Source organism: Marichromatium sp. PS1 (assembly GCF_041155115.1).
Taxonomy (GTDB): domain Bacteria; phylum Pseudomonadota; class Gammaproteobacteria; order Chromatiales; family Chromatiaceae; genus Marichromatium; species Marichromatium gracile.
This window is the reverse complement of the sequence record NZ_BAAFHB010000005.1, coordinates 356,665-382,310: the sequence shown is the minus strand read 5'-3', so window position 1 is coordinate 382,310 and position 25,646 is coordinate 356,665. Positions and strand designations below refer to the sequence as shown.

Genomic DNA, 25,646 nt, shown 5'->3' with positions numbered 1-25,646 from the left:
GAGGATTAGCCGTGGCTGGCCAGCCGTGAAGCGCAGGCGCGGATGCGATCGCGGCCCAGGGTCTCCTCGGGCAATCCCTGTGCGAAACCGCGGATGAAGCCGTAGAGATCGCTCACCGAGTGCTCGAAGCGCAACTCCACCTGGTGCAGCGGCGCCCATTCATGTCCGGGCAGTAGCTGGCGCGCCTGATCGATCACCCGCGCGCGCAGGGCCAGCTCGCTGCTCATCTCGGTGCCGGCGATCGACAGGCGGATGCTCTGGTCCTCGCGGTAGGCTGCGGTGGTGGTCACCATCAGCCCGCCGGCGGCGATCTGGCGCAGCACGTCGCAGATGTCGTCGGGGTCGTTGTAGACCAGCTCGAGACGTTCGCTCAGGGGGAGTGCGGCCTGCTGGCCGCCGAGCTGCGCGAGCATCATCTCGAGTCGTTGTTCGCTCATCGGCGGGACGCGGAAGAAGCGGGTGGCGACGATCAAGCGACCGTCGTCGAGCGCCTCGCGACGGACGATCTCGGCGTCGGCGCAGAAGCTCGAGTTCTGCTGCCAGGGGAAGAACAGCCTCAGGGTGTTGCTGCCGGTCTCGAGCGCGCGCTCGGTGACGAAGCGCGCCCCGCCCCAGGAGAGGTCCTGGTTGATCGCCTTGAGCGGCGTGGGGTGGTCCTCGAGCAGCACATTGATCGGCATCTGGATCGGGATGCGCCGTTGGGTGCGCTTCTCCGCCTGGACGAGTTGTTGCAATTGCATGCCCGTGTCTCCCAATGTCGTTGATCGTTCTGATGGTCGTATCCATACAGATCTGACAACCGACCGGGATTCCTTCCCGCGCATTCTCAAGCGTTCCCGGCGCGTCTCGGGACGCGTCGGGCGGGGCCGACCGGTCGTGGTCGGCTTGTTGCGTTTACTCGTCCGATATCTTGACGTCCTCGCCCGCGGCGAGCAGGGCCGCGGTCTTGGCGTCGATATAGTCGAAGGGGTCCGCGTGGTCCTGATAGTGACCCGCGCCGACATACTCGAGCATGCCGATGAAATGATAATGATAAAGCATATTGTCGATGCGCGTTCGCTCCTGCCCCTGATCGAAGAGCACCAGGGTGGGGCGGTAGAGGATATCGAGGTCGCGGGCCAGCGCGCGCGCGGTGGTGGCCGTGCCGTCGGGGGCGATGATCGGTGTCTCGGCCCCGGCATCGAGTCGCACCAGGGTGAAGGCGGCGAGCGCCTCGCGCACCTCGGGATCGGCGAGATGACCGTCGTGGAGTGCATCGCAGGCGCTGCAGGCCGTGTCCTCGAAGAGGATCGCCAGCGGACCCTCGATCGCTGAGAGGTCCGCGATCTCGCGGATCTGCGGGTGCGCGCGCAGCTGGTAGCGCCCCTGCTCGCGGTGGCTGCGCAGATAGTCGGCCAGCGACTGCTCGGTATAGGCGCGCGCGTTGACATAGTCGAGGATGCGCTTGAGGTCCTCCGGATTGCGATAGCCGCCGATCTTTGCCACCGGGGTGTTGGTGGCGTCGAGGAAGATCAGCGTGGGGGTCGTCTCGACCCGATAGAACTCGGCCAGCGCCTTCTCCGGCAGGCGGGTGTCCGGGGTGATGGCGACCTCGCGATCCCCCTTGATGTTGAGCGCGATGACGTCGAAGTGGGTGCGGATGAAGTCGCGATGCGGGCCGTGCTTGAAGTTCTCCTCGACCATCTTGTAGCAGTAGGGGCAGCCGTTCAGCTCCATGTACAGGATCAGGTGGCGCCCGGCAGCAGTGGCCTCATCGACGTCCTCGGCGATCTCGAGGAAGCTCTCCTTGAACCACGTCGGGTGTTCGCTGGTCTTGGCGCCGAGCAAACGGCCCGCCGAGTCCTCGGCCTGCGCCAGGGGGGCGCAGAGCAGCACGGTCAGCGTGGCGAGCAGGGCGGTGGTGCGGGGGCGCTTGCCGGTGGTTCGCATCGCCTATCTCCCTGAATCGGTTGCGATAGGTCGATGCTAACCGCACTCGGTGTGGATGCGCCAGCGTTGTCGTGTGCCGGTGCCCGCGTTCAGATCAGCGGGCCGACGGCGGTGCCGATGAGCAGCACCGCAGAGGCGGCGACGGTGATCAATACATTGTCGTCGATCGGGCCGAACTCGTAGCGCTCGACCACGGTTGCCACCACCGCCGAGATCAGCCCCCACACCGGGATCGCCGGGGTGGCCAGCGCGCCGATGTACCAGCCCATCGGCGCGCTCACCGCGAGCATCGCGATGTTGCCCACCGGGCTCTTGGAGCGGCGCCGGATCAACGCGTTGCGCACCACCCCGGTGACGCCGTCGCCGAAGGCCATGTAGAGCGAGGGCAGGATCGCCAGCCAGGGGTTGTCGAGCAGCCACCACAGCAGCGACACCGACAGCGACCACATCAGCGCGAACTTGACGTCGTTGCGGTTCTCGGTGATCTGGAACCAGTACAGTCGCCAGCCGCTGACATGGGCGACGAACACCGCCAGGGTGAGCAGCAGGCCGCTGACCAGCGGGAACCAGGGGTCGGTGAACACCAGCGGCACCATCAGCGAGCCGACGCCGCCGGCGAGCATGTGGACGATCTTGCGGGTGTAGTAGACGGCGCGGATCGGCTCCATGCCGCGCGCCACCATCCAGGCATAGGGCAGTCGGGTGGCAATGAGCACGACGAGGATGTAGAGCCCGAGGGCGCAGGCCCAGAGCAGTTGGGTCGAGAAGGACATACGGATCAGCATCCCCCTGGATGACGGTGAGACGAGCGGTGGCCCGGCCGCTGGTGCGGTCGGCGCAAAACGTTATATTGTATCTTTTCGTGTCCCCGAATCCATGTCCGCGAGGTCCATCCCCATGTCCCTGATCACGCGCCTGCTGTGCCCGGTGCTGCTGGCCGCGTCGCTGCCGGCGGTGGCCGCCGAGCCCGAACCGCTCGAGGTCTTCGTCAGCCTCGCCCCGCAACAGACCTTCGTCGAGGCCATCGGCGGCGATCGCGTCGAGGTGCATGCCCTGGTCGCGCCGGGCGAGAGTCCGCACCTGTTCGAGCCGCGCCCGCGCCAGATCGCCGTGCTGGCCGAGGCCGACCTCTTCGTGCGTATCGGCGCGTCCTTCGAGGAGGGCTGGTTGGCGCGGTTGCGTGCGGCCAACCCCGAGCTGCCGATCCTCGACGCCCGCGAGGGCATCGAGCTGCGCCAGCTCGCGACCGATCACGACGCCCATCACGATCACGACCATGGCCACGATCATCATCACGGCGAGATCGATACCCACATCTGGACCAGTCCGCCGCTGGTGCGGGTGATGGCCGGACACCTGCGCGATACCCTCGGCGCGCTCGACCCGGCGCACGCCGAGTACTTCGCCGCCAATCATGACCGCTTCGTCGCCGAGCTCGACGCCCTCGATGCCGAGCTTCGCGAGCGGCTGGCCGGGCTCGCACACCGTCGATTCATGGTCTATCACCCTGCCTGGGGCTATTTCGCCGCGACCTATGGGCTCGAGCAGGTCGCCATCGAACGCGCCGGCAAGGAGCCCGGGGCACGGGCGCTGACCGCGCTCATCGAGCAGGCGCGGCGCGAGGACGTGCGCCTGATCCTGGTGCAGCCGCAGCTCGATCCGCGCGCCGCCGAGCGCGTCGCCGAGGCGATCGACGGTCGGGTCGAGGTGCTCGATCCGCTCTCGCCCGAGTATTTCGCCACCTTGCGCCGTCTTGCTGCGTTGCTCACCGCCGAGGAGGCTCGATGAGCGCGACCCCGGCGATCGCGGTGCGCGATCTCAGCTTTGCTTATGACGGCGCGCTGATCCTCGAACGGGTCGACCTCACCGTGCTCCCCGGTGAGTTCGTCGGCCTGGTCGGACCCAACGCCGGGGGCAAGAGCACCCTGCTCAAGCTGATCCTCGGGCTGCTCGGCCCGCAGCGTGGTCAGATCCATGTCTTCGGTGAACCGCCGCGTCGCGCCGCGCGTCATATCGGTTATGTGCCCCAGTTCCCCGGCTTCCCGCGCGACTTCCCGATCGCCGTCGAGCAGGTGGTCGCCATGGGACGGCTGGGACAGGGGCCCTGGTGGGGCTGGACCCGTCACACCGATCGTGAGGCGGCGCGACGTGCGCTCGCCGCGGTCGGCGCCGAGGGGCTGGCCGAGCGGCGCATCGGTGCGCTCTCGGGCGGGCAACTGCAGCGCGTGCTGCTCGCCCGCGCGCTGGTCACCGAGCCGCGTCTGCTGATCCTCGACGAGCCCACCGCCAACGTCGACCAGCGCGCCGAGGGCGACATCTTCGACCTGCTCGCCGGGCTCGATCCGCGCCCGACCATCCTCGTCGTCTCGCACGACATCGCCTTCATCTCGGCCTATGTCCACCGGGTCGCCTGTCTCAACCGCACGCTCACCTGCCACCCCACCGACGCGCTCGACGGCGAGCTGGTGCAGCATCTCTACGGCACGCGGCTGCGCGCCGTCGCCCACGATCTGCCGGGCCCCTGTCCCGGCGCGCACCGACACCACAGATGAACGCATTCCTCGACGCATTGATCCACTACGACTTCCTCCAGGGCGCGCTCGTCGCCGGGCTGCTCGCCAGCATCGGCTGCGGCGTGGTCGGCACCCTGGTGGTGGTCAAGCGCATCGCCTTCATGGCCGGGGGCATCGCCCACTCGGTGCTCGGCGGTATGGGCGCGGCGCTGTATTTCGGTGTCGATCCGCTGCTCGGTGCACTGTTCGCGGCCATCGTCTCGGCACTGCTGATCGGCGGCGTGCGCCTGGCCTGGGCGGCGCAGGAGGACACCCTGATCGGCGCGCTCTGGGCCATCGGCATGGCCGTCGGCATCCTCTTCATCGCCAAGACCCCGGGCTACGCCACCGATCTGATCAGCCTGTTGTTCGGCAACATCCTGCTGGTGCCCGAGCGCGCGCTCTGGTTCATGGGGGTGCTCGATGTGGTGCTGCTGGTGGTCGTCGGGCTGTGTTATCGCCAGTTCGTCGCGGTGATCTTCGACGAGGAGTTCGCCCGGCTGCGCGGGGTGCCGGTGGCCTTCTTCTATCTGCTGCTGCTGTGTCTGGTGGCGGTGACCGTGGTGCTGCTGATCCAGGTCGTCGGGCTGATCCTGGTGATCGCGCTGCTCACCCTGCCGGCGGCGATCGCCGGGCACTATCTGCACTCGCTCGGTGCCATGATGGTCGCCGCGACCCTGCTCGGCATGGTCTTCACCAGCGGCGGGCTTGCGCTCTCCTACGGTCCCGACCTGCCCGCCGGGCCGACCATGATCCTGCTTGCCGGTGCCGCCTACGTGTTCTCGGCCCTGGTCGCGCGGCTGCTGGCGCGCCATCGCGCCGCGCAGCGGGCGAGGGCGGGCGGATGAGCGCCGAGGAGCGGCTCGAGCGGGCGACGCGGCTGTGCGCCGGGCGCGGTGCCCGGCTCACCCCGCAGCGCGCCCGGGTGCTGCGCATCCTGATCGAGGCCGAGCGCCCGCTCGGCGCCTACGAGATCCTCGCCGAGATGGCCGAGGGGCAGCGCGCGCTGGCGCCGCCGACCGTCTATCGGGCGCTGGAGTTCCTGCTCGCCCAGGGCCTCGTCCACCGCCTCGAGACCCTCAACGCCTTCATCGACTGCCGTCATCCCGAGCGTCCGCACCCGGCGCAGTTCCTCATCTGCAGCGCGTGCGGCCGGGTCGTCGAGATCGACGACGAGGCGATCGCCGCGCGTCTGCTCGATGCCGCCACGCAGAGCGGCTTCGCAGCGAGCCGCAAGGTGGTCGAGGTGATCGGGGTGTGCGAGGGGTGTCGGTGAGCCTGCGTGACACGCGTGCGTCGGCCTGGCCGTCATGACGTACTGTCGCGATGTCGAGCGCCGTTGCTCCGCCGCCTTGTCCTTGACCGAGGAGACCATCGACGATGGATGACGCTGACCTGCGACTCCTGATCGACCTGCACCGGGACGCCGCGCGCCAGGGGCCGGGGAGCGATGCGGAGACCGCGCGCGCGCTCGATCTGGCGCGAATCGACCGTGCCGCGCCTCTGCGTGTCGCCGACATCGGCTGCGGCACCGGCGCCTCGACCCTGGCGCTCGCGCGCCTGCTGCCGGCCGCCGAGATCACCGCCGTGGACCTCCTCCCGGCGTTCATCGAGGGGCTCGGGGCGCGGCTGGCGCGCGCCGGGGTGGCCGAGCGGGTGCGACCGCTGTGCCGCTCGATGGATGATCTGCCGTTCGCCGATGCGCAGTTCGACCTCCTCTGGTCCGAGGGCGCGATCTACAACCTGGGGTTCGAGCGCGGCGTCGAGCAGTGGCGGCGCTATCTCCGCCCCGGTGGTGTCCTCGCCGTCTCCGAGATCACCTGGACGACGGCCTCGCGTCCGCCCGAGGTTCAGGCGCACTGGGCCGCCGACTACCCCGAGATCGACACCGCCGCGGCCAAGCTCGCCGTACTGGAGCGTCACGGCTATGCCCCGATCGGCTATCTGGTGCTGCCGGAGTCGTGCTGGGAGGCGCATTACTATCGACCGCTGTGGGATCGTTTCGCGGCCTTCCTGGCGCGCCATGCCGGGGATGAGCGGGCACGCGCGATCGTGGCCGCCGAGGAGGCGGAGATGGCGCTCTATGCGCAATACGGAGCCTTCTACAGCTACGGCTTCTATGTCGCCAGGAGGCTTTAGGCGAGACGAATGGGGTCGGATGCAACGGCGGGTGGCTGCATGGCCTCCGGTGGTGTCGATCGGTTAGGGTGATGTGCCTGATCTCAGCGGAACTGAATCTGTCCCCTTTCAGGGGAGGGAGCCTTCATGCACGAGTCGATCCTCTCGGCCCTACTGATCCTGGCCGGGTTCATCATCCTGCTCGGCGGCGGTGAGCTGCTGGTGCGCGCCGCCTCGGCGCTCGCTAAGGCGATGCGGATCAGCCCGCTGGTGGTGGGGCTGACCGTGGTCTCCTTCGCCACCAGCGCTCCCGAGCTGGCGGTGACGCTGCAGTCGGCCTGGGCGGGCGCGGCGGATCTGGCCGTCGGCAACGTCGTCGGCAGCAACATCGCCAACGTCCTGCTGGTGCTGGGCGCGGCGGCCCTGACCGCGCCGCTGGTGGTGCACCGTCGCGCGGTGCGGATCGACCTGCCGCTGGTGCTGGCCGCCTCGGTCGCGCTCTGGCTGCTCGCGCTCGACGGTGGGGTGGGGCGGGTCGACGGCGGGTTGCTGTTCGCCGCGCTGCTGGTCTATCTGGTGTGGTCGATCCGCCAGGGGCGCGGCGAGGGCGCCGTGGCCGACGAGACGACGGCGCCACATTCGCCCTGGGCGCTGCTCGGTCAGCTCGCACTGCTCGTCCTGGGGCTGCTGCTGCTGGCCATCGGGGCCCGCCTGCTGGTGATGGGGGCGGTCGACATCGCCCGGGTATTGGGTGTCGACGAGCTGGTGATCGGGTTGACGGTGGTCGCCATCGGCACCTCGCTGCCGGAGGTGGCGACCTCGGTGATCGCCTGTCTGCGCGGTCATCGCGATCTCGCCGTGGGCAACGTGCTGGGCAGCAATCTGTTCAACATCCTCGCGGTGCTCGGGCTCGGCGCCCTGGCCGCGCCGGAGACCATCGCCATCTCGCGCCAGACCCTGCTGGTCGATCTGCCGATCATGATCGCCGTCGTGCTGCTCTGCCTGCCGCTGTTTCGCGGTGGGATGGCGCTCGGGCGGCGGATCGGCGCGCTGTTTGTCGGCGCCTTCGCGCTCTATCTCGCCCATGTGACGCTACGCGCCACCGGGGCGTCGCTGCTGCCCGTCTTCGAGTTGGTGGTGCTGTCCCTGTCGTTGCCGTTGTTGCTGTGGTCGGGCATGGTGTGGCGGCGCGGCGCGGGTCGTTGAGGATCCGCGTGCCGGCGCGGCGTGGGTGTGTTCCGTGCCGACGCCCCCACATGGAGCCATGGACCCAACAACCCGAGGACGGCGCGCGACGCCAACCAGCCGGAGACCCCAAGCAGTGGCAAAGCATCCCCTGACCCGTATCGAGATCAGCAAGGAATATCTGAATTTCAGCGCCGGACACTTCACCATCTTCTCGTCCGTTGCGCGTGAAAACCTTCATGGACACAACTTTCGGGTCCGCTGCGCCGTGACCGCCGGGATCGGCGCCGATGGCATGACCTTCGACTACGTGGTGCTCAAGCGCGTGCTGCGCGAGCTGTGCGACGCGCTTGACGAGCGCATGCTGTTGCCGGAACTCTCGCCGCACCTGCGCATCGAGCGCGGCGAGGGCATGGTGTTCGCGTGCTTCGATCGCGAGCGCATCCCCTTTCTCGAACGCGACGTGCTGCTGTTGCCGTTGCGTAACGTGACCATCGAGGAACTCGCCGAGCTGTTGCTGGCGCGGCTGCGCGATCGCCCCGAGCTGATCGGCGCCGACGTGCGCGGTATCGAGCTGGGGGTCTCGTCGGGGCTCGGGCAGTGGGCCTATTCAACCTGGGAGTCAGAATGAATCGATTGATCGTCACCGGTGCCAGCTCGGGGATCGGGCGCGCCATCGCCACGCGTTTCCTGGTCGACGGCTGGAGCGTACTCAATCTCTCGCGTCGTCCCTGCCCGGATGCGGGCGTCGACAACCTCGCCTGCGATCTGGCCGCTCCCGGCGCGCTGGAGCAGTGTGCCGGGGCGCTGCAGGAGGCGCTCGCCGGTGCCGAGCGGGTGTGTCTGGTGCACAATGCCTCGGTGATGCATGCCGATCGCGCCGATGCGCTCGAGGCGGAGCATCTGCGCGCGGTACTCGAACTCAACCTGGTGGCCGCCGCCACCCTCAACCGGCTGTTGCTGGGGCGGATGGGTGCCGGTTCGAGCGTGATCTATATCGGCTCGACCCTGGCCGAGAAGGCGGTGCCCGGGGTGGCGAGCTATGTCATTGCCAAGCACGCGCTCGCCGGGATGATGCGCGCAACCTGTCAGGACCTGGCCGGGCGTGGCGTCCATACCTGCATGATCTGTCCCGGTTTCACCGATACCGAGCAGTTGCGCGGGGTGATCGACGGCAATGACGAGACCCTGGCGGCCATCACCGGTCTGAGTGCCTTCGACCGGTTGATCGAGCCCGAGGAGATCGCCGAGACCGTGGCCTTCGCCGCCGGCGCGCCGGTGCTCAACGGTGCACTGATCCACGCCAACCTCGGACAGCGCGAGCGATGAGCGCGACGACGCCACGGGTGGTCTGTGTCAGCGGCGGCACCTCGGGGATCGGCGCGGCGCTGGTCGGACGCTTTCTCGAACTCGGCGCGCGGGTCTACACCTTCGGTCGCGACCCCGAGCGCCTGGCGCGGCTGCGCGCGGCGCACCCCGAGGCGGTCGTTGGCGAGCGCTTGCTGGCGCTGGCCGGGGACGCGACCGACGCGGCCTTTCGCTCGCGGCTGGTCGAGGAGATCAGGACGCGTGACGGATGTCTCGACGTGCTGGTCAACAACGCCGGGGTGATCCTCGACTCCGGCACCCTGGAGGCCGATCTCGACCAATGGCGCGCGACCCTTGAGATCAATCTGGTCGCCCCCTTTGCGCTGACCCAGTGTGTCGCGGCCTTGCTCGAGCACAGCGCTGCTCCGGTGGTCATCAACCTCTCCTCGGCCTGCGCCGGGCACCCCTTCGCCAGCTGCACCTCGACCAGCTACTCGGTCAGCAAGGCCGGACTCGACATGCTCACCCAACGCCTTGCGCTCGCCCTCGGCGAGCGTGGCATCCGCGTCAACGGCGTGGCCCCGGGGGTGGTCGATTCGGAGATGTGGGGCGAGGCGCGCGCGCTGATGGCCGAGACGGTGGCACGGCGTCATGTGCTCGGCGCCGAGGTGGTGCGCCCCGAGGACGTGGCCGACGCGGTGGAGTTTCTCGCCTCGGCGCGGGCGCGCCTGATCACCGGCGCGACCCTCAAGGTCGACGCCGGCTATACCCTCGGATGAGGGCGGCGGGCGCGGGTGCGCGCCCGCCGGACTGAATTACTTCAGCTCGTCGGTGTCGACCTGGTGCATCAGGCCGAAGCACTTGATGAAGGGGTTGGCCATGCGCGGATCCTTGAGCATCGCCTTGTAGTCCCCGACCAGGAACTTGAGCTTGCCGGTGGCGAAGGCGCTACCCAGGCCCATCATGCCGACGCCGTTCTCGATCCACTTCAGCCAGTCCTTGAGGTCGGCGCGCATGTCCCAGTTCGCTGCCGGTTCGCTCTCGCTCCAGGCGCCGGCGTGCACGCACTCGCCCTTCTCGACCACGAACAGACCGCGCGGGGTCTCCTCGTTCTTGAAGCCGCAATAGACCACGGAGTTGAAGTCGATCTCGGCGAGGCGATCACGCACCTCGGGCTCGGCGTTCCAGGCGTCTTTGAACTGCTTCATCCAATCATCGGAAAAGAGAGCGGCCATTGGTTCCATATCCTCCTGTGGATTACTGCAAATGGGTGCCGGCCGATTCTATCAGGAACCCGATCACGGGATGGGCCGTCGTTGGAACGGCGACGGGATTACTCGAAACGCAGCGAGAACCCGGCGCTCGCCAGCCGTTCGGCCTCTTGCTCGAGCTCCAGCCGGTTGAGCGGATGCGCCTCGAGCCAGCCGTCGGGGAAGCGCAGCACGAGCGCGCGCTCGCCGGCCTCGATCTCGGGGCAGGGCTTGCGCTCGCCGGAGCGGGCGCGGCGCATCAGCACCGCCAGGCGGAGGATCAGACAGAGCCACTCGGTACTCTCGCGCAGTGATTCGGGCAGTGACTGGATCTCCTGGGTGGGGAACTTGCGCCGGTGCCCGAGTACCAGGGCGGCGAGCACGGCCTGCTCGCGCCGGGTGAAGCCGGGCAGGTCGGCGTTGCGCAGCAGATAGGCGCCGTGCTTCTGGTATTGGCTGTGGGCGACCAGCAGCCCGATCTCGTGCAGCCGCGCTGCCCAGCCGAGCATCAGCTGGTGGGTTGGGTCCTGCAGCGACCAGGGCGCGGCGAGCTGGCGTAGCAGGTCGAGTGCGCTGGCGCGCACCTGTTGGGCGTGGGTCTGGTCGATCTGGAACTGACGCGAGAGGGTGGCGACGGTGCGCTCGCGCACGTCCTCGTGCTGGTCGCGCCCGGCCATCTCGTAGATCAGCCCCTCGCGCAGGGCGTAGTCGCAGACCTGCAGGTGCTCGATGCCGAGGGTCTCGAAGATCGCGCACAGCACCGCCACGCCGCCGGCGAACACCGGGCGGCGCTCGTCGGAGAGCCCCTTGAAGTCGAGTGCCGCGACCCGCCCGCGTGCGACCAGGGCCTCGCGCAACCGGCTCAGCGCGGCCGCCGAGATGCCGTCGTCGCACCAGCCCTCGGCGCGCACCACGGCGGCGATCGCGCGGATGGTCCCGGAGGTGCCCACGGCGGTCTGCCAGCGGCTCTGGCGGAAGAGCTCGCGCACCGGGCGGACCTCGAGCGCGCCGGCGAGCGTCGCCTTCTCCATCGCCCGGGCCGTGATCCGCCCGTCCTCGAAATAGCGCTGCGACATGCTCACGCAGCCCATGTGCAGGCTCTCGCGCAGCCGTGGCGAGAAGCCCATGCCGATGATGATCTCGGTGCTGCCACCGCCGATATCGACCACCAGCCGGCGCTCGGCCCCGGCGGCCAGGCCGTGTGCCACGCCGAGATAGATCAGGCGTGCCTCCTCGCGCCCGGCGATGACATCGACCGGATGGCCGAGCGCGGCCTCGGCACGCTCGACGAAGCCGCACTCCGGGGTGATCTGACGCAGGGTGTTGGTGCCGACGGCCCGTACCGTGCCCGGCGGCAGGCTGCGCAAACGCTGGCCGAAGCGCTCCAGACAGGCGATGGCGCGGGCCTCGACCTCGGGGTCGAGGCTCTTGTCCGGACGCAGCCCGGCACCGAGCCGGACCATCTCCTTGAGCCGATCGGTGATGCGCATGTGACCGTCGTCGACCTGAGCGACGATCATGTGGAAGCTGTTGGAGCCGAGGTCGACGGCGGCGACTACCTGGGGCTCGGGGTTGGCGGGTTGCGGGGCGTCTGCGGGCATCGGCTGGATCCGGCGGAGAGAGTCGAGGCGCGAAATGGTAGCAGAAGCAACCGTTGGGCCGTCATCTCGGCATCGCCCGGTGGTGCGATCGGCACGGTGTGGGGGTGGTGAGTCATCTCACAGTTTTGAAAGAAAAATTCGGATTGCAGGGCTTGTTTGACCGCTGTCAAACTCGGTGTGGCATGTCCTTGCGTGTGGTATGGCTTAGGTGCAGAGTCACGGGTTGCTGGATTGCGCGTGTCGCGCGAGGGAATAGAATGCGTTCGAGCTTGGCGGGGCCTGCCGACGAAGTAGGGGCCCTGGCTTGGGATTCAAGCGGTTCGACTGGACGGGGGATGTCCGGGAGCAGAAACCGGCCTTGATCGCGGGCGAGAGACTCGACGCCCCGGGCGTTCGGAATGGGTGGCCTGTGGGTGCATTCTGTCGGGGAATCCGTCCTGTCGCGATCAATCATCAACAAATCAAACGCGCTCCAGAGTGGCCGATTTCGACCGCCATTGACGAGGACTCACAGGTATCCGACATGCGACGTATCAATGACCTGCCGATCTGGGTGCGCCTGATGGCCGCCATGTGGCTGATCCTGGTGCCGGCCTGGACCGGCATGATCTTCTGGGCCGCCAACGAGCAGCGCCAGACCGCCATCGATCAGGCAGCGGCCTTCGCCGACACCCTTCACGAGATGACCATGGCCGGGCTCACCACCCTGATGATCACCGGTACCATCTCCCAGCGGGCAGAATTCCTCGATCAGATCGTCGAGCTGCGCAACCTCAACGATCTGCGGGTGCTGCGAGGCCCCGGGGTCGCCGACCAGTATGGTCCGGGTACCGAGGACGAGCATCCGCGCGATGAGATCGAGCGTGAGGTCATCGCGACCGGCGAACCCTACATGGAGTTGTCGGAGGACGGCAGCGTGCTGCGCTCGGTGGCGCCGGTGTTCGTGCGCAAGGACTATCTCGGCAAGAACTGCACCATGTGTCATTCGCTGCCGCCGGTCGACTCGGTGCTCGGCGCGGTGAGCATGGAGATCAGTCTCGACGACGTCAACGCCAGTGTCGAGCGGTTCGGTATCAGCATCTTCACCGTCGCCACCCTGCTCAGCCTGCCGGTGCTGCTGCTGCTCTATATCTTCACCTCGCGCTTCGTCACCCGGCCGATGCGCCAGATGACCATGGGGCTGCGCGGTATCGCCGACGGCGATGGCGATCTCACCCATCGCCTGCCGGTGAAGGGCAGCGACGAGATCGGTCAGGCCTCCAGCGCCTTCAACGCGATGATGGACAACTTCCGCGATCTCATCGGTCGGGTGCTCGCCTCCACCACGCAGTTGACCCAGGCCGCGCGCGACCTCGAGTCGATCACCGACATCACCGACTCGGGCTGCCGCCGGCAGCGCTCCGAGGTCGATCAGATGGCCACCGCGATGAACGAGATGAGCGCCACCGCGCAGGACATGGCGCGCAACGCCCAGCAGGGCGCCGAGGCCACGCGCGAGGCCAACGAGGCGGCGCAGGCGGGTACCGAGGTGGTCTCCGGCACGATGAAACGTATCGAGCAGCTCGCCGAGGAGATCCAGGACGCCTCGACGGTGATCCGCGACCTCGGCGCCGACAGCGACGAGATCGGCAAGGTGCTCGATGTGATTCGTGGGGTCGCCGAGCAGACCAACCTGCTCGCGCTCAACGCGGCGATCGAGGCGGCGCGCGCCGGCGAGGCCGGACGCGGCTTCGCGGTGGTCGCCGACGAGGTGCGCAACCTCGCCAATCGCACCCAGAACTCCACCCAGGAGATCCAGGCGATGATCGAGCGGTTGCAGCAGGCCAGCCGTCGCGCGGTGAGCGTGATGGACGAGAGTCGCGATCATGCCCAGGTCAGTCGCGAGAGCGCCGCCGAGGCCGAGGCCGCGCTCAACGCCATCACCCAGGCGGTGGCCACCATCAATGACGTCAACAGTCAGGTGGCGAGCGCGGCCGAGGAGCAGAGCGCGGTGGCCGAGGAGATCAATCGCAACGTCACCTCCATCTCCGACGTCTCCGACCGCAACGCCGAGGGCGCCAAGCAGACCACCGACGCCTCGGACCGGCTGGCCAAGCTCGCCGCCGAACTCGAGGCCCTGGTCGGCCGTTTCCGCATCTGAGTCCGTTCGGGGCCTTGTCCCGTCACGCCGCCCGGCGTGGCGGGGCGCTCAATCGGCAGCGGGCGTCTCTCCCACCTCCACCCGATCACGACCCGCCGACTTGGCGCGATAGAGCGCCCGGTCGGCGCGCTCGATCAACTCCTCGGGGCGTTCGTGCGCACGCGCCTCGACCACGCCGATCGAGGTGGTCACCGTGCCCACCCCGGAGGCCGGCGGTTTCTGGCGGAAACGGATCGCCGAGACCTGCTTGCGCACCTGCTCGGCCAGCGCCACGGCCCGTTCCAGCCTCCCCTCGACGATGATCGCGAACTCCTCGCCACCGTAGCGGGCGACGAACACCTGCTCGTCGCGCAGATCGGCGAGCAGCTGACCGGTGATCTGCAACACCCGGTCGCCCATCAGATGACCGAAGGTGTCGTTGCACTGCTTGAAGTGATCGAGATCGAGCAGCAGCAGGCAGGTCGGCGGCTCCGGGTCCTGGAGCGCGCGCAACAGGGCGTGGTCGAAGGCGCGGCGGTTGGGGATGTTGGTCAGCGCGTCGACCAGGGCGCGCTGCTGGGTGCGGGCGAGCTCCTGCTTGAGCAGCTCGACCTCGTCGCGGGCCGATTGCAGCTCGCCCTGGAACTCCTGGTGCATGCCCTCGACCGCACGGGTGTCGGCGAGCAGTTGCGAGAGCGTCTCCTGGATCAGCATCGGGTCCGATGCCTGGTCGAGGATCTGGCGCGCCTCGCGCAGCGAGTCGCCGTATTGCTGCGAGCCGGCGAGGTTGCGGGCCACCGCGCGGGCGAGCTGGGCGACCAGACTGACGAGCAGGTTCTGCGCCTTGGGGTTGTTGGGCAGATAGTTCTTGATGAAGTACTTGAAGAACAGCGATTCGCTCTTCTTCGCGCTGTAGCTGCCGGAGACCGGGAACTCGGCGAGCAGCTCGCGGCTGAGTTCGGGGTTGAGCCCCTGGACGTGGGCATACCACAGCGCATAGTTGTAGGGCGTGGGCGGGATGCCGCGCTGGACCATCAAGGGGATGGCCTTGCGCAGATAGTCGGCCGAGGTCTCCAGGTCCTCGTTGAATTCCAGCATGTCTCGACTCACGGCAGGATGCGGATCGGCGTGCCGTTGCGCACCATGCGCCAGATCTCGTCCATCTCGTCGTTCTGGACCGCGATGCAACCGTCGGTCCAGTCGCGCGTGGCGTATTCGCGGCGCACCTGCTCGGAGCGGATGTGGTTGGGCTGGCCGTGGATCATGATCATCCCCCCGGGGTCATGGCCGAGCAGCCGCGCGGTGGCGCGGTCGCGTTCGTTGGGGTAGGAGATATGGATCGACTTGTAGAAGTTGCTGCGCGGGTTGCGCCAGTCGAGCACATAGTCGCCGGTCGGGGTGCGCTCGTCGCCGGCGCGGAACTTGTGCCCCACGGGCGCATCGCCGAGCGCCACCCGGTAGCTGCGCAGCAGGGTCTCGCCGTGCCACAGCTCGAGGCTGCGCTCGGACTTGCGCACCACCACGCGATCGGCCTGGTCCGGCATCGGCCCGGAGGTCCCGGCGCAGCCGGCGAGGAGCACGATGAACAACAGGATTAGCCACGATTGGTGTGCTGCGGGTGCGCGCCGCTGGAGGCCGGGCGGGTTGGACGAGAGACACGAGGCATCGCGTGGCATCGCAGGGTCCTAGTGGAGAGGTCGATTTCGGCTAGGTGAGGGTGCGAGGGTGGAATTCTAAGCACGGCGCCGCTGCATGCACAGTGCTTTTCGACACCGCGCACATTCGTGCGCGGTGTCGCCGGGTCTGCTCAGAAGTGGGGCAGGGCGCGCATGAAGAGGGTCTTGAGATAGGCCGTCTCGGGGATCGCCGGGTGCACCGGGTGATCCGGTCCCTGCTGACCGACCTCGAGCAGCTGCAGGCTGCGCGCGCTCTTGCGCGCGGCCTGCTGCACGGTACGCTGGAAACCGTCACGGCCCATGTGGAAGGAACACGATGCGGTGACCAGCAGGCCGCCCGGTTCGAGCAGGTCGAGGCCCAGGCGGTTGAGGCGCTGGTAGGCCTGGGTGCCGTCCTTCTCGTCCTTGCGACGCTTGATGAAGGCTGGTGGGTCGAGGATCACGGTGTCGAAGCGCGCGCCCTGATCGCGCAGCTCGCGCAACACCTCGAAGGCATCGCCCTGCAGCGGCTCGATACGATCGCTCAGGCCGTTGCGCGCGGCATTGGCCGCGACCCGTTCGAGGGCGCTGGCCGAGGCGTCGACGGTGGTGACCCGGCGCGCGCCGAGATGCGCCGCGCGCAGACTCCAGGCGCCGACATAGCTGCAGACATCGAGCACCCGCTCGCCGACGCCGTAGCGCCCGAGCCGCTGACGGTTCTCGGCCTGATCGAAGAACCAGCCGGTCTTCTGCCCGGAGAGTGGTGCGACCTCGAACGCCAGTCCGCCCTCGTCGAGCACCAGGGTGTCGGCCGGTTCGCCGAGCGCGATCTCGACCTGTTGATCGAGCCCTTCGAGCGCGCGCACCGCGGTGTCGTTGCGCAACACGATCGCACGCGGGCGCAGCACCTGCTCGAGCGCGGCGAGCAGCTCGCCGCGCACCCGTTCCATCCCGGCGGTGGTGATCTGCACGCAGAGCAGGTCGCCGTAACGATCGACGATCAACCCCGGCAGCCCGTCGCTCTCGCCGAAGATCAGCCGATAGTAGGGCCGCTCGTAGAGCCGCTCGCGCAGCGCCAGGGCATCGCGGATGCGCTGGATCCATAGCGCCGGGGTGAGGTGCTGCTCCGGGCTGCGGCTGACCAGCCGGGCACAGATCAGCGAGTGCGGATTGACATAGCCGTGTCCGAGCCAGCGCTCGCGATTGCTGAGGATCTCGATTGGCTGACCGGGCTCGAGCTGCTTGAGCGGGGTCGCCTTGGTGTCGATCTCATTGCTGTAGATCCAGCAATGCCCGGCGAGCAGCCGGCGCTCCTGGTCCTTGCGCAGCAGGATGGGTTGGGGGTTCATCGTTGGAGCTCTACCGTTGTCTGGTGATCGTCTGCGTGTTCGGTGCGGCGTTCGTGTCTCGGGACAGGGCGGGCACGGCCCTGACGCTCGCTCCGGTACGCCGCCGTCGGCGCATGTCGGCCATCAAGACTACCAGAAGCGCCGATCGCGCGAGCCGGCATGGAAAGGTCGCGCTCGTGCTCCCACTCTTGGAGGACAGACCCCGGACCCGTTCGTCCAATCATCGCGACAGACCAGCAGAGGTGAGTCCATGCCGAGCGTCACGCCCCCCGCCGCAGGCGGCCGCAACCGTCTCGATGGGGCCACCAGCCCCTATCTCCAGCAACACGCCGACAACCCCGTCGACTGGTGGCCCTGGTGCGACGAGGCGCTGGCACAGGCACGCGAGCAGGACCAGCCGATCCTGCTCTCGATCGGTTACTCGGCCTGTCACTGGTGTCACGTGATGGCGCACGAGTCCTTCGCCGACCCCGAGGTCGCGAGCCTGATGAATCGCGCCTTCGTCAACATCAAGGTCGATCGCGAGGAGCGCCCCGACCTCGACGGGCTCTATCAGCGTGCCCACCAGCTGCTCAACGGTCGTGGCGGTGGCTGGCCGTTGACCGTCTTTCTCTCCCCGCACGATCTGCGCCCCTTCTTCGCCGGCACCTATTTTCCGCCGACGTCGCGTCACGGCCTGCCGGCCTTCACCCAGCTGCTCGTCGGGGCCGAGCGCGCCTACCGCGAACAGCGCGACAAGATCCTCCAGCAGGGCGAGAACCTGGTCGAGGCGTTCGCCGGGCTCGAACCCGAGCCCGGCGAACGCCCCCCCGAGCGCAACCTGATCGGTGCGGCGCTGAACCAGCTCGCGGTGAGTTTCGATCCCAGGCACGGCGGTTTCGGCGCCGCGCCCAAGTTCCCGCACGCCCCGGAGCTGGCGCTGTTGCTGCGTAGCGCGGCGCGCGGTGATCGCCCCGGCGAGGATGCGCCCGGACCGCTGGAGATGGCCCGCGTCAGCCTCGAGCGGATGATCCGCAGCGGGCTCAACGACCAGCTCGGCGGCGGCTTCTGTCGTTACGCCGTCGATGCCCAGTGGATGATCCCCCACTTCGAGAAGATGCTCTACGACAATGCCGCGCTGCTCGCGCTCTGCTGCGACCTCCACGCCTGTACCGGCGAGCAGCTGTTTCGCAGCGCCGCCGAGTCCACCGCCGATTGGGTGCTGCGCGAGATGCAGTCGCCCGAGGGGGGGTATTACTCGAGCCTGGATGCCGACAGCGAGGGCGAGGAAGGGCGCTTCTATCTGTGGGAGCGCGAGCAGGTCCGGGCGCTGCTGCCCGAGGCGGAGTATCGCCCCTTCGCCGCGGTCTACGGGCTCGACCGTCCGCCGAACTTCGAGGGCCGCTGGCATCTGCACGGCCATCTCACCCCGGCGGCGGTGGCCGCCGCCCAGGGGCTGACCCTCGAACAGGTGCAGTCGCTGCTCGGCGCGGCGCGCGCCACCCTGTTCGCCGCGCGCGAGCGGCGCGTGCGCCCGGGCCGCGACGACAAGGTGCTCGGTGCCTGGAACGCGCTGATGATCGGCGCCATGGCCCGTGCCGCGCGGGTGCTCGAGCGCGACGACTATCTGGAGTCGGCCGAGCAGGCGCTCGGCTGCGTGCGTGAGCGACTGTGGCGCGATGGCCGCTTGCTGGCGAGCTATCGCGACGGTCGCGCGGCCTTCGACGCCTATCTCGACGACCACGCGTTGCTGCTCGCCGCAGTGCTCGACCTGTTGCAGACGCGCTGGTCGAGCGCTGATCTGGCGTTCGCCATCGAGCTGGCCGAGACCCTGCTCGCGCGTTTCCACGACCCCGAGGCGGGCGGCTTCTGGTTCACCGCCCACGATCACGAACGCCTGATCCACCGCACCAAGCCGCTCGCCGACGAGACCCTGCCCGCGGGCAACGGGGTCGCGGCGCTGGCGCTGCAGCGTCTCGGCCATCTGGTCGGCGAGCCGCGCTATCTCGCCGCCGCCGAGGGCACGCTGCGTCTGGCCGCGACCGCGATGCGCCGGCTGCCCCACGCCCACGCCACCCTGCTCTGCGCCCTCGACGAATGGCTCGACCCGCCCGAGCAGTTGGTGATCCGCGCCAGTGACGAGCTGTTGGCGAGCTGGCGGCGCGAGGCGCAGCGCGGCTATCGCGCCGATCGACTGGTGTTTGCCATCCCCGAGGACGCAGAGTCGTTGCCGCCGGTGCTCGCGGCCATGGCACCCGGGCCGCGTCCGCGGGTCTATCGCTGTATCGGCACCCACTGCGAGGCGCCGCGCGAGCAGCTCTGAGCCGCGCGCCGCCCGCCCCCGATGCGCCGCCCCCGGCGGCGCGGTATCGAGACCAATGGATCGCTGCTGCGATCGAGGAGCCCTGGATGACCCGCAACCCACCGCGCCGCGCGCTCGCGCTGCTCGACTGGATCTACAACCCGCTGCGCCGGCTGTCGGTGAGCGCCGTCTACGACCTGCTCGGAACCGACTCCCCGGCCGCCGGCGGGCACTATCTCAACCTCGGCTACTGGGCCGAGGCCGACGAACTCGACGCCGCCTGCCGCGCCCTGGTCGATCTGGTCGGTGCGCGCGCCGGCATGGCGCCGGGCAAGCGGGTGCTCGATCTCGGCTTCGGTTTCGGCGAGCAGGACCTGCAGTGGATGCGCACCCTCGGCCCCGAGGCCATCGTCGGGCTCAATGTCACCGGCTCGCAGGTGGCGCTGGCGCGCGAACGGGTGGCCGCCGCCGGCGAGTCGGCGCGCATCGACCTGCGCCAGGGCTCGGCCACCGAGCCGGGACTCGAGCCGGGGTCGTTCGATATCGTCGTCGCGCTCGAGTGCGCCTTCCATTTCGGTACCCGCGAGCGCTTCTTCGCCGAGGCGCTGCGGCTGTTGCGTCCGGGCGGGCGGCTGGTGCTCGCCGACATCCTGCCGCTGGCGCCGGCCGAGGGCTGGCCGCGGCGGCTGGCGCAGCGGTGGTCGTGGCGCGAGGTCGCCACCAAGTTCGCGATCCCGGCAGAGAACGCCTATCCGCGCGCCGAGTACGCCGAGCGGCTGCGTGCCTGCGGTTTCACCGGGGTCGAGGTCGAGTCGATCCGCGACCGGGTCTATGCCCCGCTGCACGCCTATCTGCGCGCCAATCCCGAGCGGCTCTCGACCCTGCCGCCGGCGCTGCGCACGGCGGTGCGCTTCGGGCTGTGGCTCGAGCCCGAGACCGTGTTCGCCGGACTCGACTACGTGCTCGCCAGCGCCGAGCGTCCGGCGACCGATCAGTAGATCCAGGGGATGAACTTGCTCACCCGGCGGGCATAGTCGGCATATTCGGGGTGGCGCTCGCGCAGCCACCCCTCTTCCTTGCCGGCCTTGTAGTCGAAGAAGAGGAAGCCGATCACCAGGATCGCCAGATGCGTCAGGCTGAGACTGAACAGCACCCAGGCGAGCGCGGCGAACAGCTGGCTGCTGTAGAGCGGATGGCGCACCAGGGCATAGATCCCGTGCTGGACCAGCTGGTTGTGCTCGACCGGGTAGGGCAGCGGGGTGAGATAGTCGCGGATGTGCATCGAGCCGACCGCGCCGAGCACCATGGCGAAGGTGCCGAGCGCGATCAGCACCGCCCAGCGCAGCGGCGCCATCGTCTCGAGGATGCCGGGGGTGAGCCAGGGGTTCCAGCTCGGGGTGAGGACGAAGCCGAAGAAGAGCACGAACTGGAGGGCGACGAGGTGCTCGCCGCGTCGGCCCTGGAGACGGGATAAGAGGGACATGATGACTCCTTGCGCGATGGGTGATGGGTGGTCGGTGTGGCCGCCGGTCGGTCGTCGGCGTCGGCTGCGGGATGCCGGATGCGGCGGTTTTCGATACACTGCCGGTCCTTGAGAATCAAGCCATCCGGTGATTTCGAGTCCCGTGCCCACATCCAGCCAACCCGCCCAGTCCGGCTTCATCTGGCCGATCCGTGTCTATTACGAGGATACCGACGCCGCCGGCGTGGTCTTCTACGCCAATTATCTCCGCTTCTTCGAGCGTGCGCGCACCGAATGGTTGCGTGAGCTTGGCTACGAGCAGGACGAGCTGCGCGCACGCGAGGGGGTGTTGTTCGTGGTGCGTCGCGTCGAGATCGACTATCTCGCCGCAGCGCGCTTCAACGAGCGGTTGAACGTCCATACCCGGCTGACCCGGATCGGCGGGGCGAGCATGGCCTTCGACCAGGAGCTGGTGCGCGAGGCCGACGGCGAACTCTGTTGCCGGGGCACGGTCAAGGTGGGCTGTATCGATGCCGCGGGCGAGGCGCTGCGCCCGACGCGCATCCCGCCCCGGCTGCTCGCCGACATTCGCCGCACGGTCGCGGAGTGACCCATCATGACCTCTGATCTGTCGTTGTTGGCCCTGGTGATGCAGGCAAGCCTGGTGGTGCAGCTGGTGCTGCTGATCCTGGTGCTCGCCTCGGTCGTCTCCTGGACCATGATCATCGATCGCGCGCGGGTGCTCGGTCGGGCGCGCAAGCTCGCCGACGCCTTCGAGGAGCGCTTCTGGAGCGGTGGCGATCTCAGCGCGCTCTACAAGGAGCTGGGACAGGACGGGCGCAGTGCGCGCGGGCTGGCGGCGATCTTCCGCGCCGGCTTCAAGGAATACGTGCGCATGCGCAAGGCCGCCGGCGTCGACCCGATGACCGTGCTGCAGGCCTCCGAGCGGGCGATGCGGGTGGCGCTGAGTCGCGAGCTCGATCGGCTCGAGAACAACCTCGCCTTCCTCGCCACGGTCGGCTCGATCAGCCCCTATGTCGGGCTGTTCGGCACCGTCTGGGGCATCATGCAGGCCTTCCACGCCCTCGGTAACGTCGAACAGGCGACCCTGGCGCTGGTCGCGCCGGGTATCTCCGAGGCGTTGATCGCCACCGCCATCGGCTTGTTCGCCGCCATCCCCGCGGTGGTCGCCTACAACCGTTATACCGATCAGGTCGAGCGCCTCAGCAACCGCTACGAGGAGTTCATGGAAGAGTTCTCGACCTTGCTGCAACGTCAGGGGCGGGGCTGAGCCCCGGGAGTATCCGAGCCTTGAGCAGACGCGCGCGCAGTCGCAATCGCCGCCGCTTGGTGGCCGAGATCAATGTCGTCCCCTATATCGACGTGATGCTGGTGTTGCTGGTCATCTTCATGGTGACCGCCCCCATGATCACCATGGGGGTCAAGGTCAACCTGCCGCGCGCCCAGGCCGGGGCGGTCACCTCCGAGAGTGGTGACTCCGTGGTGATCAGCGTCGATCAGTTCGGTGACTACTACATCGACATCGGCGAGGACCGCGACCAGCCGGTGGGCGAGGAGGCGCTGTTCGAGCGCATCGGCAAGGTCCTCGACTACGCCCCGCAGACACCGGTGCTGGTCAAGGGCGACAGCGCCGTCGACTATGGTCGGGTGGTCAACGCGATGGTGATCGCTCAGGCCGCCGGGGCCGCCGAGGTCGGACTCATCACCCTGCCGCCGGAGCATGACGGACCCTGACCATGTTGCAGATCCTGCGGCGTGACCCCGGGGCGCTCTACTGGTCGCTGGGGCTGCATCTGCTGTTCGCGCTGCTGCTGTTCGTCGGCGTGCGCTTCACCCAGGACGCGAGCAACGGCGGCGATCGCCCGCGCGTGGTCCAGGCCAGCGTGCTCGGCGACCCGGCACTGAGCGCCCGTGTCCAGGAGGTGCGCGAACGGCTCGATCCCGAGGCGCGCGCCGAGGCCGAGCGTCGCGCCGCCGAAGAGGCCGCACGTCTTGAGGCGGAGCGCCGCGCCGCCGAGGAGGCCGCCCGTCGCGAGGCCGAACGTCAGGCTGCTGCGGCTCGCGCCGAGGCCGAGCGCCGCGAGGCCGAGCGTCAGGCCGCCGCGGCCCGCGCCGAGGCCGAGCGCCGTGCCGCCGAAGAAGCCGCACGCCGTGAGGCCGAGCGCCGCGCCGCCGCGGAGGCCGCCCGTCGCGAGGCCGAACGTCAGGCCGCTGCGGCCCGTGCCGAGGCCGAGCGCCGTGCCGCTGAAGAGGCCGCGCGCCGTGAGGCCGAGCGCCGCGCCGCCGCGGAGGCCGCCCGCCGTGAAGCGGAACGCCGTGCCGCCGAGGAGGCCGCCCGTCGCGAGGCCGAGCGTCAGGCCGCCGCAGCCCGTGCCGAGGCCGAGCGTCGCGCTGCCGAAGAGGCCGCACGCCGTGAGGCGGAACGCCGAGCTGCGGAAGAGGCAGCCCGCCGCGAGGCCGAACGCCAGGCCGCTGCGGCGCGCCAGGAGCGCATCGAGCGCGAGGCCGAGCAGATGGCCGAACTCGAGCGGCAGCGATTCGAGGACGAGATCGCGCGCGAGGCCGAGCGACTCGAGGCCGAGGCGGCCGAGACCGAGACCGCGCGCCGATCGCCGTCGGTCGTCGCCGGCGGCGGTGGTGGCGGGCTGAGCAGCGCCGAGCAGCGCCAGATCGACTACTACAAGGGCGTGATCGGGGACCGTGTCCGCCAGCACTTCGCCTATCCGCCCGGTATGTCCGAGGGGCTGAGCGTGGAGTTAGAGGTGCGGGTGACCTCGGTTGGCATCATCGTCCCGGGGAGCGTGGTGATGCTGCGCTCCAGCGGCACCCCGGCCTTCGATCAGGCGGCGCTCGTCGCGCTGGATAACGCCCAGCCGCTGCCGGTGCCCAGCGGGGCGCTCTTCGACCAGTTCCGTGAATTCACCTTTACCTTCCGACCCTGATCAGGGGGGCGTGTCATGACCCGATCCATCCCATCGTTGCTCATCCTCTGCGCCTTCCTGGCGGTCTTGCTGCCCGGCACCGCGCTGGCGCGGCTGAACATCGAGATCACCGGCGGGGTCGAGGCCGCGCAACCGATCGCCGTGGTGCCCTTCGGGTTCGCGGGAGGCGGGAGCGCCTCGGTCGATCCCGGCGCGGTGATCGCCGCCGATCTCGCCCGCACCGGTCGCTTCGCGCCGATGCCGACGCGCGACATGCTCGACCAGCCGACCACCCACGAGGAGGTCGATCTGCGCGACTGGCGCCTGCTCGACATGAACAACCTGGTGATCGGGCAGGTCGTGCGCGAGGGCGCGCGCTACCGCATCAGCTTCATCCTCTACGACGTCTTCCGCGGCGAGCGTCTGGCCGGCGCCACCCTGACGGCCACCGCCGCCGGTCTGCGCAACGCCGCGCACCGCATCGCCGACCAGATTCACGAGACGCTGACCGGCATCCCCGGCGTGGCCGCCACCCGCATCGCCTATATCAGCGCCACCGGCCACGGCGAGAACGCCCGCGTCACCCTGCAGGTGGCCGACGCCGACGGCTACAACCCGCAGGTGATCGTCTCCTCGACCGAGCCGATCATGTCCCCGGCCTGGTCGCCGGACGGGCGCCGCATCGCCTATGTCTCCTTCGAGAGCCGCCGTCCGGCGATCTATGTACAGGAGCTGGCCAGCGGTCGGCGCGAGCGGGTGGCGAGTTACCCCGGCATCAACAGCTCGCCGGCCTTCTCGCCCGACGGACGGCGTCTGGCGATGACCCTGTCGAAGGACGGCAATCCCGAGATCTATGTGCTCGATCTCGACTCGCGCGCGCTCACCCGGCTCACCGATCACTTCGCCATCGACACCGAACCGGCCTGGTCGCCCGATGGCTCGCACCTGGTGTTTACCTCCGGGCGGGGCGGCAATCCGCAGATCTATCGCGTCCCGGCCAGCGGCGGGGCGGTCTCCCGGGTGAGCTTCGAGGGTGACTACAACGCCTCCCCGGTCTATGCCCCCGATGGTCGCTCGATCGCCATGGCGCGCCGGATCAACGGCGCCTTCCGCATCGCCTTGCTCGACGTCGAGCGCGGCTTCTCGCGTCTGCTCAGCCGCGGGCCGCTCGACGAGTCGCCGAGTTTCGCGCCGAATTCGAGCATGGTAATTTACGCCACCACCCATGGCGGTCGCGCGGTGCTCGCCGCCGCCGCCGTCGACGGCGGTGCCAATCAGCGTCTCACCCAGGGAACCGACCAGGTGCGCGAGCCGGCCTGGTCACCCATGGTGCAGTAAGGAGTCAGACTCATGCGCATCCACCCTTGGTCCCTGTTGCCCGGCGTCCTCCTGCTGGTGCTCGCCGGGTGCTCGACCACGCCTCGCCAGGGCGCCGACGGCGCCGCGGTGGACGGCGCGACCGGGACGCCTGGCGGCGGCGCCGGCGCGGAGGTCTCGACCGCCGGCATCGACGGCGAGGACGCCCGTTACGCCGGTCCCTGGGAGGACCCGGCCAACCCGCTCTCCAAACGCGTCATCTATTTCGGCTATGACAACGCCGAGATCGCCCCCGAGTACGTGGCGCTGATCCGCACCCACGCCCGTTATCTCGGCACCCATCCGCAGGTGCGTGTCACCCTCGAGGGTCACACCGACGAGCGCGGTACCCGCGAGTACAACCTCGCGCTCTCCGATCAGCGCGCCGATTCGGTGCGCCGGGTGATGCTCGCCGAGGGGGTGCGCGCCGATCAGCTCGAGGTGATCGGTTATGGCGAGGAGCGTCCGGCCTCGCCGGGACAGAGCGAGTCGTCCTGGCGGCTGAACCGGCGTGTGGTCATCGAGTACTGAGGAGGCGC

At 69.0% G+C, this 25,646-nt stretch carries 27 protein-coding genes; 18 read left to right on the top strand and 9 right to left on the bottom strand.

Features of this window, described 5'->3' with window-relative positions; translation table 11 throughout:
• Positions 1-5 precede the first annotated feature (5 nt).
• The 3 genes from ACAM26_RS14040 to ACAM26_RS14030 all read right to left on the bottom strand — a co-directional run bounded on the left by ACAM26_RS14040 (position 6) and on the right by ACAM26_RS14030 (position 2,702).
• Complete coding sequence (locus ACAM26_RS14040; RefSeq protein ID WP_190287986.1) at positions 6-740, bottom strand: PilZ domain-containing protein; 735 nt, start codon at positions 738-740, stop codon at positions 6-8.
• A 154-nt stretch (positions 741-894) separates the two neighbouring features.
• On the bottom strand, positions 895-1,929 hold the full coding sequence (locus ACAM26_RS14035; RefSeq protein ID WP_123141625.1) for a thioredoxin fold domain-containing protein: 1,035 nt from the start codon (positions 1,927-1,929) through the stop codon (positions 895-897).
• An 89-nt stretch (positions 1,930-2,018) separates the two neighbouring features.
• The gene (locus tag ACAM26_RS14030; RefSeq protein ID WP_123141641.1) at positions 2,019-2,702 is read right to left on the bottom strand and encodes a hypothetical protein; all 684 of its coding nucleotides are present in this window, start codon (positions 2,700-2,702) and stop codon (positions 2,019-2,021) included.
• A 124-nt stretch (positions 2,703-2,826) separates the two neighbouring features.
• Here ACAM26_RS14030 and ACAM26_RS14025 point away from each other — a divergent pair, with 124 nt between their 5' ends.
• The 9 genes from ACAM26_RS14025 to ACAM26_RS13985 all read left to right on the top strand — a co-directional run bounded on the left by ACAM26_RS14025 (position 2,827) and on the right by ACAM26_RS13985 (position 9,871).
• A complete protein-coding gene (locus tag ACAM26_RS14025; RefSeq protein ID WP_369613924.1) occupies positions 2,827-3,717 on the top strand; it encodes a metal ABC transporter solute-binding protein, Zn/Mn family in 891 nt (296 codons plus the stop codon).
• The gene (locus ACAM26_RS14020; RefSeq protein ID WP_234526702.1) at positions 3,714-4,481 is read left to right on the top strand and encodes a metal ABC transporter ATP-binding protein; all 768 of its coding nucleotides are present in this window, start codon (positions 3,714-3,716) and stop codon (positions 4,479-4,481) included. The genes ACAM26_RS14025 and ACAM26_RS14020 overlap by 4 nt, the downstream gene beginning before the upstream one ends.
• Positions 4,478-5,329: a metal ABC transporter permease gene (locus ACAM26_RS14015; protein WP_369613923.1), complete on the top strand. Its 852-nt coding sequence runs from the start codon at positions 4,478-4,480 to the stop codon at positions 5,327-5,329. Before ACAM26_RS14020 ends, ACAM26_RS14015 begins: the two co-directional genes overlap by 4 nt.
• The gene (locus tag ACAM26_RS14010; protein ID WP_123141629.1) at positions 5,326-5,757 is read left to right on the top strand and encodes a Fur family transcriptional regulator; all 432 of its coding nucleotides are present in this window, start codon (positions 5,326-5,328) and stop codon (positions 5,755-5,757) included. The genes ACAM26_RS14015 and ACAM26_RS14010 overlap by 4 nt, the downstream gene beginning before the upstream one ends.
• A gap of 104 nt (positions 5,758-5,861) precedes the next feature.
• Positions 5,862-6,620 (top strand): class I SAM-dependent methyltransferase, encoded by a 759-nt coding sequence (locus ACAM26_RS14005; protein WP_369613922.1) that lies wholly within the window; start codon positions 5,862-5,864, stop codon positions 6,618-6,620.
• Between the two features lie 126 nt (positions 6,621-6,746).
• A complete protein-coding gene (locus ACAM26_RS14000; RefSeq protein WP_123141631.1) occupies positions 6,747-7,805 on the top strand; it encodes a calcium/sodium antiporter in 1,059 nt (352 codons plus the stop codon).
• Positions 7,806-7,920: 115 nt separating this feature from the next.
• On the top strand, positions 7,921-8,415 hold the full coding sequence (locus ACAM26_RS13995; protein ID WP_123141632.1) for a 6-carboxytetrahydropterin synthase: 495 nt from the start codon (positions 7,921-7,923) through the stop codon (positions 8,413-8,415).
• A complete protein-coding gene (locus ACAM26_RS13990) occupies positions 8,412-9,113 on the top strand; it encodes an SDR family NAD(P)-dependent oxidoreductase (protein WP_123141633.1) in 702 nt (233 codons plus the stop codon). Before ACAM26_RS13995 ends, ACAM26_RS13990 begins: the two co-directional genes overlap by 4 nt.
• A complete protein-coding gene (locus ACAM26_RS13985; protein ID WP_123141634.1) occupies positions 9,110-9,871 on the top strand; it encodes an SDR family NAD(P)-dependent oxidoreductase in 762 nt (253 codons plus the stop codon). The genes ACAM26_RS13990 and ACAM26_RS13985 overlap by 4 nt, the downstream gene beginning before the upstream one ends.
• Before the next feature lie 36 nt (positions 9,872-9,907).
• Here the strand turns inward: ACAM26_RS13985 and ACAM26_RS13980 are convergent, their stop codons facing one another.
• Positions 9,908-10,327 carry an SCP2 sterol-binding domain-containing protein gene (locus tag ACAM26_RS13980; RefSeq protein ID WP_123141635.1) on the bottom strand — a complete coding sequence of 140 codons (420 nt, stop codon included), beginning with the start codon at positions 10,325-10,327 and terminating at the stop codon, positions 9,908-9,910.
• A gap of 98 nt (positions 10,328-10,425) precedes the next feature.
• Positions 10,426-11,943 (bottom strand): exopolyphosphatase, encoded by a 1,518-nt coding sequence (locus ACAM26_RS13975; protein WP_369613921.1) that lies wholly within the window; start codon positions 11,941-11,943, stop codon positions 10,426-10,428.
• A 523-nt stretch (positions 11,944-12,466) separates the two neighbouring features.
• On the opposite strand from ACAM26_RS13975, the gene ACAM26_RS13970 reads away from it, so the two are divergent.
• Positions 12,467-14,083, top strand: coding sequence for a methyl-accepting chemotaxis protein (locus ACAM26_RS13970; RefSeq protein ID WP_123141637.1), 1,617 nt, complete (start codon positions 12,467-12,469; stop codon positions 14,081-14,083).
• 48 nt (positions 14,084-14,131) lie between these two features.
• Here ACAM26_RS13970 and ACAM26_RS13965 read toward each other — a convergent pair whose 3' ends face one another.
• The 3 genes from ACAM26_RS13965 to ACAM26_RS13955 all read right to left on the bottom strand — a co-directional run bounded on the left by ACAM26_RS13965 (position 14,132) and on the right by ACAM26_RS13955 (position 17,066).
• Positions 14,132-15,160 (bottom strand): GGDEF domain-containing protein, encoded by a 1,029-nt coding sequence (locus tag ACAM26_RS13965; RefSeq protein ID WP_082806259.1) that lies wholly within the window; start codon positions 15,158-15,160, stop codon positions 14,132-14,134.
• A gap of 8 nt (positions 15,161-15,168) precedes the next feature.
• On the bottom strand, positions 15,169-15,642 hold the full coding sequence (locus ACAM26_RS13960) for a murein L,D-transpeptidase family protein (protein ID WP_369614063.1): 474 nt from the start codon (positions 15,640-15,642) through the stop codon (positions 15,169-15,171).
• Positions 15,643-15,869: 227 nt separating this feature from the next.
• Positions 15,870-17,066, bottom strand: coding sequence for a class I SAM-dependent rRNA methyltransferase (locus ACAM26_RS13955; RefSeq protein ID WP_123143023.1), 1,197 nt, complete (start codon positions 17,064-17,066; stop codon positions 15,870-15,872).
• Positions 17,067-17,316: 250 nt separating this feature from the next.
• Here ACAM26_RS13955 and ACAM26_RS13950 point away from each other — a divergent pair, with 250 nt between their 5' ends.
• On the top strand, positions 17,317-19,368 hold the full coding sequence (locus ACAM26_RS13950; protein ID WP_132229763.1) for a thioredoxin domain-containing protein: 2,052 nt from the start codon (positions 17,317-17,319) through the stop codon (positions 19,366-19,368).
• A gap of 86 nt (positions 19,369-19,454) precedes the next feature.
• The gene (locus ACAM26_RS13945; protein WP_369613920.1) at positions 19,455-20,345 is read left to right on the top strand and encodes a cyclopropane-fatty-acyl-phospholipid synthase family protein; all 891 of its coding nucleotides are present in this window, start codon (positions 19,455-19,457) and stop codon (positions 20,343-20,345) included.
• On the opposite strand, the gene ACAM26_RS13940 is transcribed toward ACAM26_RS13945, so the two are convergent.
• Positions 20,339-20,830: an isoprenylcysteine carboxylmethyltransferase family protein gene (locus ACAM26_RS13940; RefSeq protein ID WP_369613919.1), complete on the bottom strand. Its 492-nt coding sequence runs from the start codon at positions 20,828-20,830 to the stop codon at positions 20,339-20,341. The genes ACAM26_RS13945 and ACAM26_RS13940 overlap by 7 nt on opposite strands.
• A gap of 142 nt (positions 20,831-20,972) precedes the next feature.
• On the opposite strand from ACAM26_RS13940, the gene ybgC reads away from it, so the two are divergent.
• The 6 genes from ybgC to pal are packed head-to-tail and all read left to right on the top strand — an operon-like array spanning position 20,973 to position 25,638.
• Positions 20,973-21,419, top strand: a complete 447-nt coding sequence (gene ybgC, locus ACAM26_RS13935) for a tol-pal system-associated acyl-CoA thioesterase (RefSeq protein WP_123142152.1) — start codon at positions 20,973-20,975, stop codon at positions 21,417-21,419.
• 6 nt (positions 21,420-21,425) lie between these two features.
• Complete coding sequence (tolQ, locus tag ACAM26_RS13930; protein ID WP_123140536.1) at positions 21,426-22,100, top strand: protein TolQ; 675 nt, start codon at positions 21,426-21,428, stop codon at positions 22,098-22,100.
• A gap of 20 nt (positions 22,101-22,120) precedes the next feature.
• A complete protein-coding gene (tolR, locus tag ACAM26_RS13925; protein WP_005223674.1) occupies positions 22,121-22,564 on the top strand; it encodes a protein TolR in 444 nt (147 codons plus the stop codon).
• A 2-nt stretch (positions 22,565-22,566) separates the two neighbouring features.
• On the top strand, positions 22,567-23,772 hold the full coding sequence (gene tolA / locus ACAM26_RS13920; RefSeq protein ID WP_369613918.1) for a cell envelope integrity protein TolA: 1,206 nt from the start codon (positions 22,567-22,569) through the stop codon (positions 23,770-23,772).
• A 15-nt stretch (positions 23,773-23,787) separates the two neighbouring features.
• Positions 23,788-25,089, top strand: a complete 1,302-nt coding sequence (gene tolB / locus ACAM26_RS13915) for a Tol-Pal system beta propeller repeat protein TolB (protein WP_369613917.1) — start codon at positions 23,788-23,790, stop codon at positions 25,087-25,089.
• A 12-nt stretch (positions 25,090-25,101) separates the two neighbouring features.
• Positions 25,102-25,638 carry a peptidoglycan-associated lipoprotein Pal gene (gene pal, locus ACAM26_RS13910; RefSeq protein WP_123142149.1) on the top strand — a complete coding sequence of 179 codons (537 nt, stop codon included), beginning with the start codon at positions 25,102-25,104 and terminating at the stop codon, positions 25,636-25,638.
• Positions 25,639-25,646: the final 8 nt, after the last annotated feature.

Bases quoted from the DNA above. Each gene is read 5' to 3' on its own strand.
- ACAM26_RS14040 (WP_190287986.1), bottom strand. From the start codon at position 740: ATGCAATTGCAACAACTCGTCCAGGCGGAGAAGCGCACCCAACGGCGC.
- ACAM26_RS14035 (WP_123141625.1), bottom strand. From the start codon at position 1,929: ATGCGAACCACCGGCAAGCGCCCCCGCACCACCGCCCTGCTCGCCACG.
- ACAM26_RS14030 (WP_123141641.1), bottom strand. From the start codon at position 2,702: ATGTCCTTCTCGACCCAACTGCTCTGGGCCTGCGCCCTCGGGCTCTAC.
- ACAM26_RS14025 (WP_369613924.1), top strand. From the start codon at position 2,827: ATGTCCCTGATCACGCGCCTGCTGTGCCCGGTGCTGCTGGCCGCGTCG.
- ACAM26_RS14020 (WP_234526702.1), top strand. From the start codon at position 3,714: ATGAGCGCGACCCCGGCGATCGCGGTGCGCGATCTCAGCTTTGCTTAT.
- ACAM26_RS14015 (WP_369613923.1), top strand. From the start codon at position 4,478: ATGAACGCATTCCTCGACGCATTGATCCACTACGACTTCCTCCAGGGC.
- ACAM26_RS14010 (WP_123141629.1), top strand. From the start codon at position 5,326: ATGAGCGCCGAGGAGCGGCTCGAGCGGGCGACGCGGCTGTGCGCCGGG.
- ACAM26_RS14005 (WP_369613922.1), top strand. From the start codon at position 5,862: ATGGATGACGCTGACCTGCGACTCCTGATCGACCTGCACCGGGACGCC.
- ACAM26_RS14000 (WP_123141631.1), top strand. From the start codon at position 6,747: ATGCACGAGTCGATCCTCTCGGCCCTACTGATCCTGGCCGGGTTCATC.
- ACAM26_RS13990 (WP_123141633.1), top strand. From the start codon at position 8,412: ATGAATCGATTGATCGTCACCGGTGCCAGCTCGGGGATCGGGCGCGCC.
- ACAM26_RS13985 (WP_123141634.1), top strand. From the start codon at position 9,110: ATGAGCGCGACGACGCCACGGGTGGTCTGTGTCAGCGGCGGCACCTCG.
- ACAM26_RS13980 (WP_123141635.1), bottom strand. From the start codon at position 10,327: ATGGCCGCTCTCTTTTCCGATGATTGGATGAAGCAGTTCAAAGACGCC.
- ACAM26_RS13975 (WP_369613921.1), bottom strand. From the start codon at position 11,943: ATGCCCGCAGACGCCCCGCAACCCGCCAACCCCGAGCCCCAGGTAGTC.
- ACAM26_RS13970 (WP_123141637.1), top strand. From the start codon at position 12,467: ATGCGACGTATCAATGACCTGCCGATCTGGGTGCGCCTGATGGCCGCC.
- ACAM26_RS13965 (WP_082806259.1), bottom strand. From the start codon at position 15,160: ATGCTGGAATTCAACGAGGACCTGGAGACCTCGGCCGACTATCTGCGC.
- ACAM26_RS13955 (WP_123143023.1), bottom strand. From the start codon at position 17,066: ATGAACCCCCAACCCATCCTGCTGCGCAAGGACCAGGAGCGCCGGCTG.
- ACAM26_RS13950 (WP_132229763.1), top strand. From the start codon at position 17,317: ATGCCGAGCGTCACGCCCCCCGCCGCAGGCGGCCGCAACCGTCTCGAT.
- ACAM26_RS13945 (WP_369613920.1), top strand. From the start codon at position 19,455: ATGACCCGCAACCCACCGCGCCGCGCGCTCGCGCTGCTCGACTGGATC.
- ACAM26_RS13940 (WP_369613919.1), bottom strand. From the start codon at position 20,830: ATGTCCCTCTTATCCCGTCTCCAGGGCCGACGCGGCGAGCACCTCGTC.
- tolQ (WP_123140536.1), top strand. From the start codon at position 21,426: ATGACCTCTGATCTGTCGTTGTTGGCCCTGGTGATGCAGGCAAGCCTG.
- tolA (WP_369613918.1), top strand. From the start codon at position 22,567: ATGTTGCAGATCCTGCGGCGTGACCCCGGGGCGCTCTACTGGTCGCTG.
- tolB (WP_369613917.1), top strand. From the start codon at position 23,788: ATGACCCGATCCATCCCATCGTTGCTCATCCTCTGCGCCTTCCTGGCG.
- pal (WP_123142149.1), top strand. From the start codon at position 25,102: ATGCGCATCCACCCTTGGTCCCTGTTGCCCGGCGTCCTCCTGCTGGTG.